We start from the raw sequence: 17,106 nt of genomic DNA on the forward strand, positions 1-17,106 counted from the left end.
AATCCACACCATAATGTCCGTTATGGTGTGGGACGGTAGCTCATGGACCACGCTGCCAATTGTCCACATGAAGTGCATTGTTTGGAAGGTCCTAGGCATGTCCACCGCCCTTCCAAGAGCACTTGCTCGCACACCTTGCAAGTCAAACCGGGACGGGCCCATCTAGTTGTGGGTTGGGTTGTGTTCATATTTCGGTTTTTCTGTTTGTTCCCTAGGTAAAATCTCAGTTCGCGGGTATGTTTTTCTCAATAAGTCAGGCTATTGGGGGCAGTGCTTACTTTTTCCTTGATAGGGCTGAATCCTTTTCTTGGAAGAGAGCTACCCTATGCGGGCTTCTGCGGGTCTTTTTGGCCGTTTTCTTGTTCCCCTCCTCTTGAGCCTTGGCCTGATTGTGGGTGCGGGACTGGCACCTGCAGGAGCGACGGCACCGACCGCTCCCAGCTCCGAAGATTCCACTGCCGCGCCTGACGCGCCGGTGTCTGAGGCGGTGGCGGGGGCCAAGGCGGCTGAGACGGGGCGGGATGTTGTTGTTGAGGCGGTGACTTCTCCGACGGAGCGGACGGTTGCTCATCCCGACGGGACCTTCACAAAGACCGTCAACACTGAGCCGGTGAGGATGGAAACGGCCACGGGGTGGCAGGAGATCTCCACCGATCTTGTCACCTCGGTTGAGAATGGTGTGAAGGTGATTCGGCCGGAGATGGTCCCGGTCGGAGTGACTCTGGGGGGTGGAGGGTCCTCGGTAATGTCGAGTCTGGATGACAAAGCCGGGCATGTCCTGCACCAGTCCTGGCCCTTCGGGAACTTACCGGTCCCGGTGATCAAAGACAACACTGCAACGTACCGCTCGGTGCTTCCGGGTGTGGATTTGATCCAGATCGCGCATAAGTCTGGTGTTTCCCAGGTGTTGAAGATCGCGTCCGCTGATGTGGCGCATGATCCTCGGGTGGTGCGGATGCGGATTTTCCTTGATTCTGCCAACACGACCGTGCATGACACTGGTGCTGGCGGGCTTGAGGCCAGGGGTAAGGATTCCGGGGAAACGGAACTGCGCACTGCCGCCGGTCAGTGGTGGGATTCCTCCCAGACAGGGGCCTCGGCCCTGGATTCGGGCGGGCCGGGTCTGACCCGCCCCTTCACACTTAGTCTCGGCTCTGAGGCAGGGAAGCAGACCCAGGTTTTCGGGATGGGTGAGATTCTTTCCTCACCAGATCTGGTGTTTCCGATCTATGTTGATCCGGATTGGTCCACTGCACGGGTGTCGTATTTGTATGTGGATTCCGGGTATCCAAATACCTCGTACTGGAACGGCCAATACACCGATACGACCGGTCATGTCGGCTACCTTCCATCGTCATGGTCAGGGGATGGGATGAACCACATCACCCGCACCTACTACCAATTCAATACGCAACCGGTGGTCGGCAAGGTTATTCTTTCGGCAAGGATGAACGTATGGGAGTCCTGGGCATCCTCATGCACACCCACCCCAGTTAAGGCTTGGGTTACCGGCGGCATCAACTCAGGAACCACCTGGAACAACCAGCCTGGTCTGCTGGCAAACGTTGATGTGAAAACTGTAGCCATGGGCTACCCGGGCTGCGCGGCCGGGACCGTAGGCTTCGATATGGGGTCGGCGACCTCATGGTTGTCCGGGTCCTCGCAGTGGGCTGTGGCTCTCACCGCTGGCAATGAATACGATCCGCTCGGGTGGAAGCGCTTCGGCAACGATGCAACCCTGAGCGTCACCTATAACACGCCACCAAATGCTCCAGGCGTCTGGAGCGTAACCAATGCCCTTTGGACTGGTACCCCCTGGAATTCAGAGTTCGTGACCCGGATCAACCAGCCGACTTTCGATATTATCGCCGGAGATCCTGACGGTGATGCTGGCGGGGCGATCAAGGTTTACCTCACCGTGCGCAACCTCTCCGGCACTGCAATGGACTACACCGTTTCACCGTTGTGGACGGCAGGATCTGGCGGGCACGTGATGTGGAAACCTAGCTATTTGCCCGATGGAAAATACTTCCTAGAAGGACAGACCGCCGATCAACAAAACTCCACGTCGGGGGTGATGCGTTTTGATTTTACGGTGGATACGACGCCGCCTCCGGCTCCGGTTGTTTCTGCGGTGACGGGGAGTATCAATAATCCCTCGCATACGGATGTGGCGGGTGTGGTGGGGGAGACTCCGTATACGTTTTCGTTGGGGAAGGGTGCTGGTTCTTATGATGTGAAGGGTTTTGTGTATGCGGTGACACCGGCGTCCTCAACGCCGACGTATCCGGCGAATCTGGCCTGTGATTCCCGGGTGAAGGAATACGTGGTGGTCTGTGGTGGTAGTGCCCAGATCACGGTCGCGGCGGTCGCGGAGACGAGCACTGTGACGGTGTGGGCTTTTGATACAGCGATGAATGTCAATACCCAAGTCCATAGTGCGCCGGTAAGTTTTACCTTCAATGTTCCGGCGAAGCCAGCCATGCTGCCTTCCACGGTTCTGCCGCTGTCGTTGGTCGGTGGTGCAACGGTTGTGAATATTGAGACCGCGAACGGGACACCTTTATCTAATGGGTGTTCGGGGTCCGTGGATAGCGACGGTACCGATCCTGATGTTCGCCAGGCCCTGCAGCTCGGTAGTGCCGGTGACTATGCCCGGACCGGCACCGGTGCGGTGGATACCTCGCAAAGCTTTTCGATGGCGGGCTGGTTCTGCTCAACGGCACCGGCTGCCGGGACAATCCAGTCAGTGGTGACGCAAATGGCCGGTGACGGCTCTCCCGGTGCCGGGTTGCGTCTGGGTGCTGGCGGGTTGGCGGAGTTGGCACAATTCTCCGGTGCCAATGGTGCGGGGATGGAAAAAGTGAGTGCAGCCGATTCTGTCGGGGCCGGGACCTGGTACTACGTAGCTGCGGTCTCGGATCGGATCAACCGGCAACTACGCATCACTCTCTCCACCTCTGGTTATGTCCAGACGTGGACGGTAGCGACCAATACAGCCACCCATCTTCCCTCACCGACAACCCAACCGGTATTGCTCGGTGCTAGCGGTCCGGGCGGGGTCGGGCAGTTCAAGGGCCAGATCTTCAACCCCATCCTCACAGCAGGTGTCCTGACCGATTTGCAGTTCGTTCAGGCCAAGGAACAATTCGGCACCGTCATGGGAGTCAAAAAATGAACCAACAGAATCGACTTGCGCTCTCCGACGGATCACGGAAATCGCCGCGGTGGGAACGAGTCCGCACGACCACGATAGCAGTGGCAACTGCGGCATCCCTGGCCGTGACTTCTGCTGGTTTGGTGGCATTGGCCGTCACACCTCAGACTGACATGAGGTGGGCCAAGGAGCGCCCCGCCCAGATTACCGAAGTACCGGCAGTGCCCTGGACGACTGCAATGCAATCCCCGCGCTCTGCAGGACAATCCCTCGGCGGTACTGCCGTTGAGAGCAACCCCGTTGGGCAGGCAAATCCGGCCAAGGTTAGGACGGCGTCGCTGAGGAGTATTGTCCCTGCCGGTGGAGGCAAGGGTTCTGGTGATTTCGCCGCCCTGCCGGGGGTTTCCTCGGGAGAGTGGGGGGTCTCCGGTCAGACGGGCTCTTTCACGTGGAGTTACCCGCTTACGATGAGGGAGGCACCTGCCGGGGGGACGCCGTCGGTAGCGTTGGCGTATGACTCATCCATGGTGGATGGGTTGACCAGCTCAACGAACAACCAGGCCTCAGTGGTGGGGGATGGGTGGTCGCTGGCAGGTGCCGGGACGATCCGACAGAACTTCACCCCGTGCATGGATCAGGGCATCACCGGGTCCTACGACCTATGCGGCGCCCCCGGTGGGCAGGAACCCACGATTTCGTTTGGCGGCCGGTCCGGGAAGATCATCAAGGACGCCGCCACGGGTGTCTACAAGCTGCAAAATGATGACAACACCAAAATTGAATACCTGACCACCACTGGATCCAATGGGACTTTTGACGGCGGATACTGGAAACTCACAGACAGCTCCGGCACTCAGTACTTCTTCGGGAAGAACCGCCTACCCGGGTGGACTGCGGGTCAGGCCACCACGAACTCAGCTAACACGGTCCCGGTGGGGGCGGCAACCTCCTCGCAACCGTGCTCGGCCGGCAGCTTCGCTGCGTCCTTGTGTCAGCAGGCCTACGCCTGGAACTTGGACTATGTGGTGGACCTGCACGGGAATTCCCAGGCTTTCTACTACACCCAGGACACGAACAACTACTCATCCCAGGCCGGGACAGGTGCCCTGAAGTCGTATGTACGGGCGAGCCGTTTGGCCCGGATCGACTATGGGATGAGGGCGGGTGCCGAGCTTGGTTCCTCCGCCCCGTTGCGGGTTTCCTTCGCCTATACGGGCCGCTGTACTGGGGTTGATTGTGCCGCTGGAACCGATGTCCCCACCGCTTACACTTGTGCCGGAACCGGAACGTGTGGGACCTATTCGGCGACGTTCTTCACCGATCAGCGACTGCAGAGTGTTACGACCCAAACCCTGGTCAGCGGCAGCTACCAGAACGCTGATGTGTGGACGTTGGCGCATGCGATGCCCAACCCTGGGGATGGGCTGAGCCCGGCGCTGTGGCTTGATTCACTCACTCACCAGGGCGCCAATACGCTTACCGGTGTCGGTGGAGCGATTAGTGATCCGCCCGTTGTTTTCAAGGGTCAGGCCTTGCAAAACAGGGTATGGGTCCTGGACGGTCTGGCCCAACTGAACCGCTACCGGCTCTCCATGATCAAGACCGTTACAGGGGCCACGATCTCGGTGGTCTACATGCCCCAGGAATGTTCACCAACGAACTTGCCGGCTTCCCCGGAATCGAATACGAAGCGGTGCTTCCCGCAGTGGTGGGCGCCCATGGTTCCACAACCCCAAGCTGCCAGGATGGACTACTTCCACATTTACCCGGTAGCCACCGTTGCCACGAGTGCCGGACCGGGGGCGACCGGTAGCACCGACTTGGTCACGAACTACCAGTACCTCGGGTCACCGGGGTGGAAATATGCTGGCCCGAAATATGTCGCCGGCAGCGGCGGTTCCCAGATCACCTGGTCGACACTGGCCGGCTGGTCACAAACCAAAACGATCGTTGGCAACGCCGCCGCCGGGGCCAATCAAACCACACTGGCCACTTACCTACGCGGCCTGGACGGAACACCATCGAACAAGACCGGGGGAGTAAACGCCACCACGGTCACCGCATCCAACGGAGTCGTGATCACGGACTCGCCCTGGCTAGCCGGCACTCAGATTGAAACCCAAGCCTTCCTCGGTGACACCACCAACCGGCTCCACACCACCATCACCGTACCCTGGGCATCGGCACCCACGGCGACCGGCACGGCTGGGACCGGGGCAGCCCAGGCCCGGCACCTGGGAACGGCATCGTCAACGAAGATCCTTACCAGCGGCCAAAGCATCGGCACCCGCACCATCTCAACAGCGAATTATTTCGATTCCAACGGTCGGATCGTCGGGGTCACCGAATCCCCGGAGACCGGGAGTAGTAACCCGGCGACTTGCACCACCACGGTCTATGCAGACAACACAGCAGTAAACCTGCTCTCGCTCCCGGCAATCGCGACAACCCGTTCTGGAGCCTGCGCCAGTGACGGCAGCTCCAACGGGGGCATTATGCGCGACACCAGAAGCCTGTACGACACATCCACCAGCACCACCCCGGGCACCGGTGGCTACACGGCCCCAACCCTCGGCGATCTCACACGCACAGACACGGCCACTGGCGTCCTTGATGGTAACGTCACGTCGTGGTTGATCGGACCTGACACAAAATATGACGCACTGGGCCGGGTAATTTCCGCCACCGATAGCAGCACCGGGACTCCCCGGGTGACGGCAACAAGCTACGCCCCTGCCACCGGCGTGCCCACCACGGCCACCACGACCAACCCACTGGGCTGGGCCACCAGTATCACCATGGACACCGTCCGCGGCAGCACCCTTAGCAAGGTCGACGTCAACGGCAGCACCACCACGTACCGTTATGACGCCACCGGACGAGTCACCGGAGTATGGGATCCCATGCGCCCGGCAGCTTCCAACCCGCTGCCAACCCAGGCCACGGCCTACCTGATCCAACAAGGTGCACCATCGTGGGTGCAAACGACCGGCATCAACGGAAGCAACCAGGCACTGACATCCTTTGAAATTTACGACGGACTGGGCCGATTGCGGCAAACCCAGGAAATGTCCCCCGGCGGCGGTACTATTGCCACCGACACTTTCTACAACTCTGCCGGCGCGAAATCTCGGGTCAACAACGACTACTTCCTGAGTACCGAACCCGCCGGAACGTTGATGATCCCCACCATTGCCGTACCGTCTTCGAGTACCTATGACTATGACGGGGCCGGACGGGTGACGACGTTCTCTGCCTTGGCCAACGACAACCAAACTCTCTGGAGCACCCAGGCAAGCTACACCGGTGCGGACACCACTGTGACCACCGGGCCAGGGGCGGAAGCAGCGCGCGGCGTCGTCGTCAATAGCGATGGAAACATCATCACCCGCCTGCAATTCAAAGCCCCCACTGCCACTGGAACCCCCGAAACGACCAGCTATGGTTTCGATGCCCTCGGCCACAACACGGCCATGACTGACACCGCCGGAAATACCTGGTCATGGTCCTATGACCCGGCCGGGCGCCAAAGCAGTGCAAGTGATCCGGACAGCGGCACCAGCACGATCAGCTACGACAACTCCGGACGGGTCGCCTCGACCACGAACGCCCTCGGCGTGGTCAGCACCAGCAGCTACGACACCCTGGACCGTGTGATCAGCCAATCGCTGACACCAGCCGGTGGAGCAACAAAAGTCATCAGAACCACTGTCTTTGACGGGGAAAAGAAGGGGCAGCTCTCATCCTCGACCAGGTTTAACGGGGCCAATCATGACCAGCCCGTCACGGTCGATGTTTCCGGATACGACGCATCCTACAACCCGAAAACCACCAAGGTCACCCTCCCCCCCGTGATCGGCGCCCTGGCCGGGAGCTATACAACAACCAGGACGTATACAAAAACGGGGCTCTTGAGTAAGGAAATCACCCCGGCCATCGGCGGACTACCCGCTGAGACCCTGTACTACGGCTACGAAGGGTTCGACAGGCCTTCTTCACTAGCCAACCAGAACTTCGACACCATAGCTGGTAACACCCAATACACGCACCTCGGCCAGCTCTCAACATTCCAACAATTCGATAGCAACGCCTCCAGCCCAACCCTGAACACCACCGGCGCAAACCAGACGTTCTTCACCTGGGACGCGACCACGGGCCGACTCACTAACCAATGGAGCACCAACACCGCCAAGTCCGTTGTATCGGATCTGGGCAAGACCAGCTACGAATACACGCCGAGCGGGAAACTCATTTCAAGGGCCCTCACCTTCGCCAACAAGCCAAGTGCGCCCACTGACTACCAATGCTACGACTACGATTACGCCTCCCGCCTGACCGCAGTATGGACGCCATCGGCTAAGAACTGCGCCACAGTACCGACCACCGCTGCAACGAGTATTGCCGGGCTTGGCGGGCCAGCCCCCTATGCCCAGACCTACAGCTACACGGCAGCCGGGGACCGCTCACAGGTCAAACGCTTCACAGCCACCGGCACCCTGGCCCTCACGGAGGATTACAACTACAAGCCAGCAGGCCAGGCAGGCCCCCACCAACTGCAGTCCTTGATCTCAACCCCCGCCACCGGAAACCCGATCACCTCCACCTTCGTGTGGGACACCGCCGGACAAATGACCAACCGTGCCGGGGAAACACTCAACTACTCCCCAGACGGGCACCTAGCCACCAGTACCGGGACATCCAACCTGCCTGCCAACCCGAACCCGTCCGCGGGCCAAGGAACACCCCCCGCCCCAGCCTCCGGCGTGGCCGGTAGTAGCAGTGAGCGCTTCTATGACAGCGCAGGGACCCTCGTCGCCCTGGTTGATGGTACTGGCACGACAGTGACCCTGGGCAACACCACCGCTCACAACGCCAAAAACACGGCCACAGTCACCGCAACCTGCGCCTACACCTTTGCCGGGAAGACTGTCGCCCAACGCACAGCAACCGCCGGGACAACCAAACTCACCTTCGTAGTCAGCGACGGCGTAGATACAGCACAAACCATCCTGCAACCCGCCAACGGAAACACCAACACCACAGCCATTACCCGCTACACCGACCCCATGGGGCTAAGCCGCGGAGCAACCCAAACAGCCACCGGAACGGGGAGTTACTCCACCGCGCCACTGGCAGCGCTCGGTAATGGCACCAACGCCGCGAACCCCTCAGGATTTGGCGCCACCAACGGATACATCGGCGGACTCGCCGACGCCATCAGCAACCTCACTCACCTCGGCGCCCGCGACCTCGACCCCGTCCTGGGAGCCTTCACTAGCCCGGACCCGATCCTCGATACCGGAACCCCTGCAAATTTCAGCCCATATCAATACTCGAATGCCGATCCCATCAATAACAGCGACCCTTCAGGATTGTTTCTGGATCCAGGATGCTACGCAGTATGCGCGCCGGTCTTGGCCCCAGTAGTGTCCAGTATCGGAGGCGGAGGAGCGCTCTTGGGCTTGGGCATGTTTGGTGCCGCGGGGCTTGGTCTCTATGGCCTGAGTCAAATTAAAGTGCCTAACGGATATCCGAGCTGGGGACCTTCGGGGACCGCCCTAATGGTTGCTGGATTCCATTCCCTGATGGATTCTATTAATCGAACAATCAGTGGCATTGAAGCCCTGATCAGGCAAATTAATGGAATGAACTTCAGCTTCACTCCAGGTGGGTTCGCTGGCGCACCCGGCGGAGGCTCCGGACCGGGAGTTAACGCTGGCTACGGTGCTGGCATCGCTGGGCAGATGGCAGGCAGTGGCGGCCAATATACCCCTAGCCTGGCAGCCATGAATGCCAAGATGCGTGCTGAGTCCCAGGCAGCTGTCGACAAAACCGGAGTGGAAAACCTGGCCACACAGGCATCCGGAGGTTCTGGTGGCGGTCGGCCTCCAGCCAAAACTGGGTTAGGGAACCCAGATGATGACGATTCAAGTATTGGTCAGAATATCGCCAACAATAGGCACTCATTCAGAAAACACGTGACAGAAAAAGGAGAATTTCCGGGCATCAAGACTAAAGGGCAATACGCCAACTTGATCGACAATGTAGTCAAAAACGGCATGAAGAGGAATTTGGTACGCGGAAGGACAGGTTACCTCTATGAAGATACAATTGTAATCAACGATCCTAGGGGCGGTTTTGGTAGCGCCTACAGGCCGCCAAACTCCGCTTTCGATACATTCATGAGGTTGGATTAATGGAATTTGAAGTTACTGGAAATGAAGTAAAGCTGACTGTTATGGCTCGTGACATTTATTTGATCGCAAATTGCATTAATGAGGCGCTAGCCTACGTTGATGATTGGGAATTCCCTGCCAGAACGACAGGTACGGCGAGTGCGGCACAAGCTCTTCATGAGGAGCTGAGGAGAGTGATGAGAGAACTTCCTCCGGAAGATCAGATCACGTGGTACCCCTAAAGGGCTGCATTGTATTGAGCCGTCCCAGAACCCTGAATCGCCTCAGTTACCGGCCAGCGGTACGCCACTCCACGGGGCGTAACCTGGATCGTCTAGTCGGTTTGGCGGGAGATAAATGCGCCCATGCCGGGCACGGTGAACTGAATTTGGCCATGTTCAGGGGCGAAGATGATCCCTTTCTCAATCAGGCGCCCTCGCTGGCTGGTCAGGGAACTGTGATTCTTTCCGAGTCGGTCCCCGAGGTCCGCCGTGTTGGTGGGGCCTTCGCCGTCCTGGCTCATCGCCCGCAGATAGCTCCTCTCAGCACCCGTCGCGCGCTGCCATCGCGCAACAAAGAAACCTTGGTCCAAGGCTTCCGTGCCTAGTTGCACGGCAAGACGGGCGTCCCCTATGGAGATTTCCTTGCCAGACGCGGCCTCCCACAAGGAGTGTCCATAGGCTTGCAGGAAATAGGGGTATTGTCCGGCGGCCTCTAGGACCAGATCAAGTGCCTGGCCGCCCAAGATTCCGCCAAGGCGACTGATCGGCGTCGTCAGGGCCTCTGACGCCGCGGAATGACTCAGCTTTCCGATCATTCGATAGTGGAAGAGTCGCTCAGCGTAGGACCGTGCCTCACTCACCTTGCCCGGCAATGATGGCAGCCCACCGCCGATGATATAAAACGGCCAGTTGCGTTGGCCGGCGGTGTGCTGCACAGTCAGGAGCGCGCCTAGCAGGTCGTCATCGAGGTCCTGCATCTCATCGATCACCAAAGCGAACCCCGCCCGGGCCTTGCGCATCGACAGCGATACATCTTCCACCATTTCTTCCAGGTCAATGTCGATGTCCTGTGAATCGGCACGCCCGGGGGTGAATTTCATGTCGGCCGTGAGTCCCTGGAGACCCAGCCCCAGCGAAATGTTGGAGATGCTGCCTAGGCCCTGTGTGCGTAGGTGGCTCCAGGCGGATGACTGCTTGAGCCGCCGAGCCCCTAGCTGGAGTTCGCGGGCGAGCTTTTTGCGAACGATTTTAGGCCCCTCTGCCCCGGGCTGGGCTTCGAATTGGGCAACCAGCCATCCGTTCCGGCGTGCCTGTTCGGCGAACATGTTGAGCAAGACCGTTTTTCCTACGCCACGCAACCCCGTCAGGAGGATTCCCCGGTCTCCGGCCGCGTTGGCCTTGGCCCGGGCGATGAGCAGGTCGAACGCGTCGATCTCTGTCTGGCGCCCGACGAGGGCTGGCGGCATGACACCTGATCCGGGAGCAAATGGGTTTAGTGCGGGTTCCATGAATCCATACTAACCAAAGAATCTTCGCATATTTCAAATTTTGAAATTATGCTGTCGCTTTTGGACGATACGGAACGACCTGCAGATTGGCTCCTGAACCTTAACCGAACGGGACTAGGCTTTGGCTCTTAAGCGAACAGCTTAGTTACCTCTAGCGTGCTGATGTCTTCACCGAACGTAGCCTGGATTCGCATGCTGTCCGCTTCTATATTGTCGGGGCCACCGTCAAGCCCGGCACGCAGGCACAGCCACTGATCTTGCTCAGCGTCGATAACCAACAGTGTAATGCTCCGATCGCCGTCAGTACTGCTCACCAAAATGTCGTCTCCAGGCTTGATATCCAGATTAAGTTGCCGGCAGCGCAGGCCCAGGGTCACGTCCATGCGCAAGCCGGCACGTTTATCAGGTAATTACGCAAGACGTCGTTCACGGCATAAGCCTCGACACGGTTGTTCAGAGCACTTTAGGCCGCCTTGTGCCTGCCGGTCGCTTCCGAGTAGTGGATCAAGGTTGGGCCTTTCGAGGGAAGTCAGCGGTGAGTGGAATCACTGTACGCCGTGCAGCCGACAATAGCCTCTCAGGCCCGGAGGGCATCTCGCCACTCGACACCAATCGTCGCAGCGGCAGTATCGAGTGTGGTGACCCGGCGGCCGTAGCCAACACGATTAATCACAACCACCATCAACAAGTCAACGATGGCACGGCGACGGGCAAGAGTTGATTTCTCCCACCAGGCCCGAACGTCTTCCACGCCCGCCAGTTCAGCTAGCGGGTTCCGAACGATGGCCTTGGCAATCTGTGCGTTCACGGTGCGCAGCTCATTGGCAAGGTCATCAAGCGCTTGCTCCGCCGCCATCGGACTCATCTTGCCGGAGGCGATGAGTCCAGCAATGGCTGTGTCTCTGCCTTGGAGCTCGACCCGGCGTGAATGAAGCACAGCGATGTCCGCGGTATCAGCGGGCGGCGCAATCAGCGCCAGAGCATCTGGCTGTGACAGCCGCTCGATACAGACCTCAGCTATGAAGCTGTCGATGAGGTCCCCGTTCCTCATGAAATGCCCTTTGACACACCGATAGGCGTGGTAGCGCAAGCTGGGCGCTTTGCCGGAGCCGTCTTTCTTGGCTGTCGGATGCGTCTCACCCCTGGCCGACCGCACTGGCGCACGGCAGACCCCGCAGACAGCCAGCCCCGCGAGTAGCCATTTCCTGGCCGTGCCGTCGTGGTTCGGCTTGACGCCAATGAGCCTGCCACGGGCGGCAAGTAGCTGATCCACGTCCACCAGCGGTTCCCAGGCGCCAGGAACACAAGACTCAATGTTGATCGTCGTCGGGTCGTACTGACCGCTTGCCTGAGCTGGAGCCAGCAAGGCAGCGTAGTTCGGGTTGAGCAGAATCCGCCGCGTGGTGGAAGACCTCCACAGCGTGCCCTTCCGGGTCAATCTCCCCTCAGCGTTGAGGTCTCTGGCAATTTGCCCAAGGGGCGCACCGGCCAGAAACTCGTTGAAGATCTGCTTCACGGCCGGGGCCTCGTTGGGGTCAATTACGTATCGGGTGCCTTTCTCGTCCCGGTCCTGTCTAGCAACCCACTTGTACCCATGCGGCGACATTCCTGGCGTTGGGTGACCTGCCGCCCGCCGCTCCAGCGCATAGCGTTGCGCGCGAACAGCTTTCAATTTTACCTCACGCTCGGCCAGCAACACCAGTTGCTTGAACATGAAGTCATCGATCGCCGTATCAATCCCCCCGCGAACAGTAAGCACCCGGATGTTGCGGCGCGGTGTGCTGAGCTCAAGCACGTCACCTAGGTTGCGGGTGAGACGGTCCACGTCGTTGGCCAGCACGGCATCGAACTCACCGGCATCAAAGCCCTTGAGCATTGCCGCCCACTGGGTACCGGAACCGCGCAGCTTGCTGGCACTGGTGTCATTGTCGCAATACTCTTCTAATACCTGCCAGCCCCTGTACTTGGCCTCGGCGCGGCAGTCATGGATCTGCTGTCTGATGCCCTGCGACTCGTCTGCCGACTGGCGGGCATAGATTGCAATCCGTGGGCTGTCATCAGGGTTGTGGAGCTTCATAGATCCACTCTAGTTCAAGTCTGTCATTGCCTCCCTACGGTGGCCGCGGTCGGATTTGCCGGGCTCTTGGTCGTCATCCTCAAGAGCGATGAGGTGCGTGGTTTCTTGCTGAACATCATTCGAAGTGCCTTGAGTTTTTGAGGTACGACACAGAGGTGTGCAAAGCCAAGGTCGGTTAGGAAGTGATGGTCCGATGGCACGGAAGTCGAGCATGGATCCGGTGACGGGCGCGAGGAGAAACAGCCGCTTCAAGTCCGCCCAGGGACAGTCGCGGCGTGCGCGGGGGAGTATCACAGCGGAATTCGCCGTGGTCCTGCCAGCAGTCACAGTGTTATTGGCGCTGCTTTTGCTTGGTGTCAGCGCCGGGATGCTCCAGCTCCGATTGGAAGAGGGGGCTCGGGCAGGCGCTAGGGCTATGGCGCGCGGTGAGAGCATGTCACAAGCTGTCGAGACTGCCAGCCGACTTACGGGCTCAAACACCTCCATTGTGGTGGACCTCTCCGGGAGCTATGCAACCGTGACGGTGATTGGTCGGGTGCAAGGGCCGCTGTCGGCCGTGCTGGCCTGGCAACAGTCTGCCCGCGCTGTCTCTAGGGTGGAGAACTACGATTCCGCAGTGGGGTCCGTCCGGGCGCCCGATCCGGGCGAGACACAATTACGGCTGCGTCATGGGTGAAGGAGTGGCCCAGTTCAGGTCGGCGAAGCCCTCCTGTCTGGGCCGCGAAGAGGGGGCGGGGACTGTCTTGGCAGCGGGACTGGCCATGGTCTTGCTCACGCTCCTCATCGGCTTGATGTGGCTCGGTCAGGCGGTAAACATGGCTGCCAAGGCAGCAACTTCGGCAGATCTTGCCGCGCTCGCAGCAGCTGATGCCGCCCGCGGGCTCACCGCCGGTGAACCATGCCCGATCGCAGCAGACTTGGTGGGCAGGCAGGGCGGTGTTCTCGTTTCTTGTGAAGTCGTCGGCAAAAACGCTGACACTGTTCAGATCGAAGTCTCCGTGCGGACCGGCCTGCCGTGGCCTGCGTACGGGAAGTCACGGGCGGGCCCGCCACCCGACAGCGTGGCGCCCTAGGTGCCGGTGGGGAAACTGAAGCTGGCTAGTTGGCGTGGTTGAGCAAGATCGTGAGCAAGGTGAGTGCGCCGGCCTTGTCCAGAGGGTTGTTCTTGTTGCCGCACTTCGGGGATTGCACACAAGAAGGGCACCCGGATTCACATTCGCAGGCACTGACGGCATCCCGGGTTGCCGCAAGCCACACCCGGGCCATGGCAAAACCTCGCTCGGCAAAGCCGGCACCACCCGGGTGGCCGTCGTAGACAAAAATGGTTGGCTGGCCGGTGTCGGCATGAATGGCGGTGGAAACTCCGCCCACATCCCACCGGTCGCTGGAAGCCACCAAGGGCAGCAACCCTATCGCTGCGTGTTCGGCAGCATGCAAGGCGCCGGGAAATTGTGGTTCCACCAGACCGCCGGAGAGCAATGTCTGGTTGTCCATGGTGAACCAAACTGCCTTAGTGAAAAGATCCCGGGCGCCGAGCTCCAGAGGTTCTTCACCCAGCACCTCATTGGAGATGAAGGCCTTGCGCTGGAAGGACACAACTTGAGTGGTTACTTGAACCTCGCCAAAGTGCATCTCCACGGGCCCCCAAAGCTCGTGTCGCGTCGATTCGAGCACGGCGATTTGTGTGACGTCGCGAGCGGTCGTGTAGTAGTCCGGGTTTCCGCGGCGAACAATGGCGCAGTGGTCGGTCTCATTGAGCTCAACCACTACATAAGGTTCGCCCTGGTGGACGTAAACCGCGCCTTGGTGGGCTTGGTAGTGAGACTGCGGGGAATCCATTGTGCCGAGAAGCGCCCCCGTGTCGGCGTCGATGATGTTGATGGGTCCACCACCATCGGAGCGCAGGTTGACCATGGCTGCGGCGCTTTGCGGGTGCGTCCAAAACCATCCGGCCGGGCGTCGTCGCAGATACCCGTCGGAAACGAGCTGTTGCAACAACGACAAGGTGTTCTCGGGAAACAGGGCCAAGTCCTCGTTCTTGAGCGGCAACTCCGCAGCCGCCGCACATAGGTGGGGTCCCAACACGTAAGGGTTGGAGGGGTCAAACACGGTGGCTTCAACCGGGACACCAAAAATAGCTTCGGGATGATGCACCAGGTAAGTGTCCAGGGGGTCATCGCTGGCCACGAAGGCGGCTAAGGCGTCCTGACCTGCCCGCCCCGCACGGCCAATTTGCTGAAACAAGGAGGCCCGGGTGCCCGGCCACCCTGCCACGAGCACGGCATCCAAACCCGAAATGTCGATCCCCAGTTCCAGCGCCGATGTGCTCGAAACGCCCAAGAGCTCCCCCGAGCGCAGGGATTTTTCCAGTGCTCGCCGTTCCTCGGGCAAATAGCCCGAACGGTAGGCAGCAACGCGTGCCGGCAGGCTGGGGTCCACGTCGTCAAGCAGGCGCCGGGTCACGCTGGCAATGGTTTCGGCACCCCGCCGGGACTTGATAAAGGCAATAGTGCGCACTCGGGCAGAAACAAGATTTGCCAACAGATCGGAGGTTTCAGCGATGGCCGTTCGCCTGGACGGTGCCCCGTTCTCGCCCTTGAAATCGGTGAGTTCCGGCTCCCAGAACGCCACGGTAGTGGCTCCGTGCGGGGAGCTGTCTTCGGTGACAGTGGCGGCTTCGGCGCCGATCAGCCGGGAAAAGGAGATCGCTGGGTCGCTGGAGGTGGCGGATGCCCCGATGAAGATGGGATCCGATCCGTAGTGGGCGCAGATGCGTCGAAGCCGGCGCAGCAAGACGGCCACATGGGAGCCAAAAACGCCACGGTAGCTGTGAGCCTCATCGATGATCACATACTTGAGCCGGCGGAAGAACTTGGCCCACCACGTATGGTTGGGCAGCACACCGAAGTGGAGCATGTCCGGATTGCAGAGGATGAAATTGGCATGGTCACGGATCCAACGACGGTCTCCCGGTGCGGTATCGCCGTCGTACGTTGCTGCACGCAAGGTGGGCAAATGAAGGGAGGCCAGGGCTGCGAGCTGATCGGCGGCAAGGGCCTTCGTCGGTGAGAGGTAGAGGGCCACGGCGCCTTCGTGCTCAAGTTTCCCCGGATTTTCCAGCACCCGCAGCTCGGCACGGTGCACGGCGTCCACGGCTGGCAGCTGATAGGCCAAGGATTTTCCAGATGCAGTTCCGGTGGCTATCACCACATGGTTGCCGTTGTGGGCAAGGTTGGCGCCGACAATTTGGTGACGCCACGGGGTGTGCACGCCCAGCAGGGAGTACGACTGGATCAGATCGGGGTGGACCCAGTCCGGCCATGACACCGGCACCGACTTCCGGGCGGGGATGTGGTGGACGTGCTGCAGCTGGGCGGGGTGCTCTCCCCGGCCCAGCAGGGAAATCAGCGAATTGTTGGCGGACACTTCATCATTGTGCCACCGCACGCCAGTATTGCTGGCCGGGTCACTGCCTCGTGAGGGTGCGTTCCAGCTGTGCCCGGGGCACCAGGACGGTGACAGCGCTGATGCTGCGCCAACCCATCTTGTAGTAGAGCCGTTGCCCGTCGGTGCTTGCCAGCAACAGTCCTGTGGTGACAGGGAATTCCTTGGCGCGGGCCGTCAATGACTGCATGAGGAGCTTGCCGTACCCGCGGCGCCGATGCTCGGCATGGGTTTCTATCTGGTCAAAAATTGCGTAGTCGCCATAGACGGCGACCTTGCCGCTAGCTAGCACCGTATCGTCGCTGACGATCGAGGCGCTGTAACGGGCCTGGCAAGTGGATGCTGCCCGTCGTCCGCCCATCCGTGTCACCTGCAACGTTAAGTCGGGATCATTGAGGAAAGGGTCCTGGTTGTCTTGGCCATCCATCCTCACCAGCATCATCTGCTCGGAGGTGGAAAGCATGCCCATGCCCGCCGCATGAGCCTGCTTCACATAGCCGTGCACATCCGGGCCCAAAACACTCAGGGCCCTATTCGCTGACTGACATACGACGGCGGCAACCCGTGCAAAAGTCTCGGGATCGGGCTCGCAGATAAAGTACTCCCAGTCGCCGCTGCGGTCCATGCGCAAAGCCGCGTGATAGCCGGCCTCACGGGCGGTGGCGTAGCTTCTGAGCGCCGTCCAACCGGCAAACCAGGCGTCTAGCCGTTCCTGAAGGTCAGTGGAGCCGGATGTCATGAC

Annotated in this window: 11 protein-coding genes; 6 read left to right on the forward strand and 5 right to left on the reverse strand. The window is 60.0% G+C overall.

Translation table 11 applies throughout. The features are described 5' to 3' along the window. Window positions 1-325 precede the first annotated feature (325 nt). From CXQ94_RS00705 to CXQ94_RS00715, 3 genes are read left to right on the forward strand one after another with little or no spacing between them, the layout of a single operon-like run. The gene (locus CXQ94_RS00705; RefSeq protein ID WP_104086309.1) at window positions 326-3,178 is read left to right on the forward strand and encodes a LamG-like jellyroll fold domain-containing protein; all 2,853 of its coding nucleotides are present in this window, start codon (window positions 326-328) and stop codon (window positions 3,176-3,178) included. Further along, window positions 3,175-9,354, forward strand: coding sequence for an RHS repeat-associated core domain-containing protein (locus CXQ94_RS00710; RefSeq protein WP_104086310.1), 6,180 nt, complete (start codon window positions 3,175-3,177; stop codon window positions 9,352-9,354). The genes CXQ94_RS00705 and CXQ94_RS00710 overlap by 4 nt, the downstream gene beginning before the upstream one ends. Continuing rightward, a complete protein-coding gene (locus CXQ94_RS00715; protein ID WP_104086311.1) occupies window positions 9,354-9,575 on the forward strand; it encodes a hypothetical protein in 222 nt (73 codons plus the stop codon). The genes CXQ94_RS00710 and CXQ94_RS00715 overlap by 1 nt, the downstream gene beginning before the upstream one ends. A 92-nt stretch (window positions 9,576-9,667) precedes the next feature. Here CXQ94_RS00715 and CXQ94_RS00720 read toward each other — a convergent pair whose 3' ends face one another. The 3 genes from CXQ94_RS00720 to CXQ94_RS00730 form a co-directional block, all read right to left on the reverse strand. Beyond that, window positions 9,668-10,843 carry an ATP-binding protein gene (locus CXQ94_RS00720; protein WP_104086312.1) on the reverse strand — a complete coding sequence of 392 codons (1,176 nt, stop codon included), beginning with the start codon at window positions 10,841-10,843 and terminating at the stop codon, window positions 9,668-9,670. A 128-nt stretch (window positions 10,844-10,971) separates the two neighbouring features. After that, window positions 10,972-11,226 carry a hypothetical protein gene (locus CXQ94_RS00725; RefSeq protein ID WP_104086313.1) on the reverse strand — a complete coding sequence of 85 codons (255 nt, stop codon included), beginning with the start codon at window positions 11,224-11,226 and terminating at the stop codon, window positions 10,972-10,974. 194 nt (window positions 11,227-11,420) lie between these two features. Then, window positions 11,421-12,920 carry a recombinase family protein gene (locus tag CXQ94_RS00730; protein ID WP_104086314.1) on the reverse strand — a complete coding sequence of 500 codons (1,500 nt, stop codon included), beginning with the start codon at window positions 12,918-12,920 and terminating at the stop codon, window positions 11,421-11,423. Between CXQ94_RS00730 and CXQ94_RS00735 the strand changes: the two genes are divergently transcribed. From CXQ94_RS00735 to CXQ94_RS00745, 3 genes are read left to right on the forward strand one after another with little or no spacing between them, the layout of a single operon-like run. After that, complete coding sequence (locus CXQ94_RS00735; protein WP_104086770.1) at window positions 12,828-13,061, forward strand: DUF4244 domain-containing protein; 234 nt, start codon at window positions 12,828-12,830, stop codon at window positions 13,059-13,061. The genes CXQ94_RS00730 and CXQ94_RS00735 overlap by 93 nt on opposite strands. Before the next feature lie 52 nt (window positions 13,062-13,113). Continuing rightward, entirely contained in the window at window positions 13,114-13,596 is a 483-nt protein-coding gene (locus CXQ94_RS22370; RefSeq protein WP_181034016.1) for a TadE family type IV pilus minor pilin, read from the forward strand. Then, window positions 13,589-13,993: an Rv3654c family TadE-like protein gene (locus CXQ94_RS00745; protein WP_104086315.1), complete on the forward strand. Its 405-nt coding sequence runs from the start codon at window positions 13,589-13,591 to the stop codon at window positions 13,991-13,993. Before CXQ94_RS22370 ends, CXQ94_RS00745 begins: the two co-directional genes overlap by 8 nt. Before the next feature lie 25 nt (window positions 13,994-14,018). Here the strand turns inward: CXQ94_RS00745 and CXQ94_RS00750 are convergent, their stop codons facing one another. Beyond that, the gene (locus CXQ94_RS00750) at window positions 14,019-16,346 is read right to left on the reverse strand and encodes a DEAD/DEAH box helicase (RefSeq protein ID WP_104086316.1); all 2,328 of its coding nucleotides are present in this window, start codon (window positions 16,344-16,346) and stop codon (window positions 14,019-14,021) included. 40 nt (window positions 16,347-16,386) lie between these two features. Beyond that, window positions 16,387-17,103, reverse strand: a complete 717-nt coding sequence (locus tag CXQ94_RS00755) for a GNAT family N-acetyltransferase (RefSeq protein WP_104086317.1) — start codon at window positions 17,101-17,103, stop codon at window positions 16,387-16,389. Window positions 17,104-17,106: the final 3 nt, after the last annotated feature.

The sequence above is a fragment of the Arthrobacter sp. GMC3 genome (assembly GCF_002929305.1).
Classification (GTDB): domain Bacteria; phylum Actinomycetota; class Actinomycetes; order Actinomycetales; family Micrococcaceae; genus Specibacter.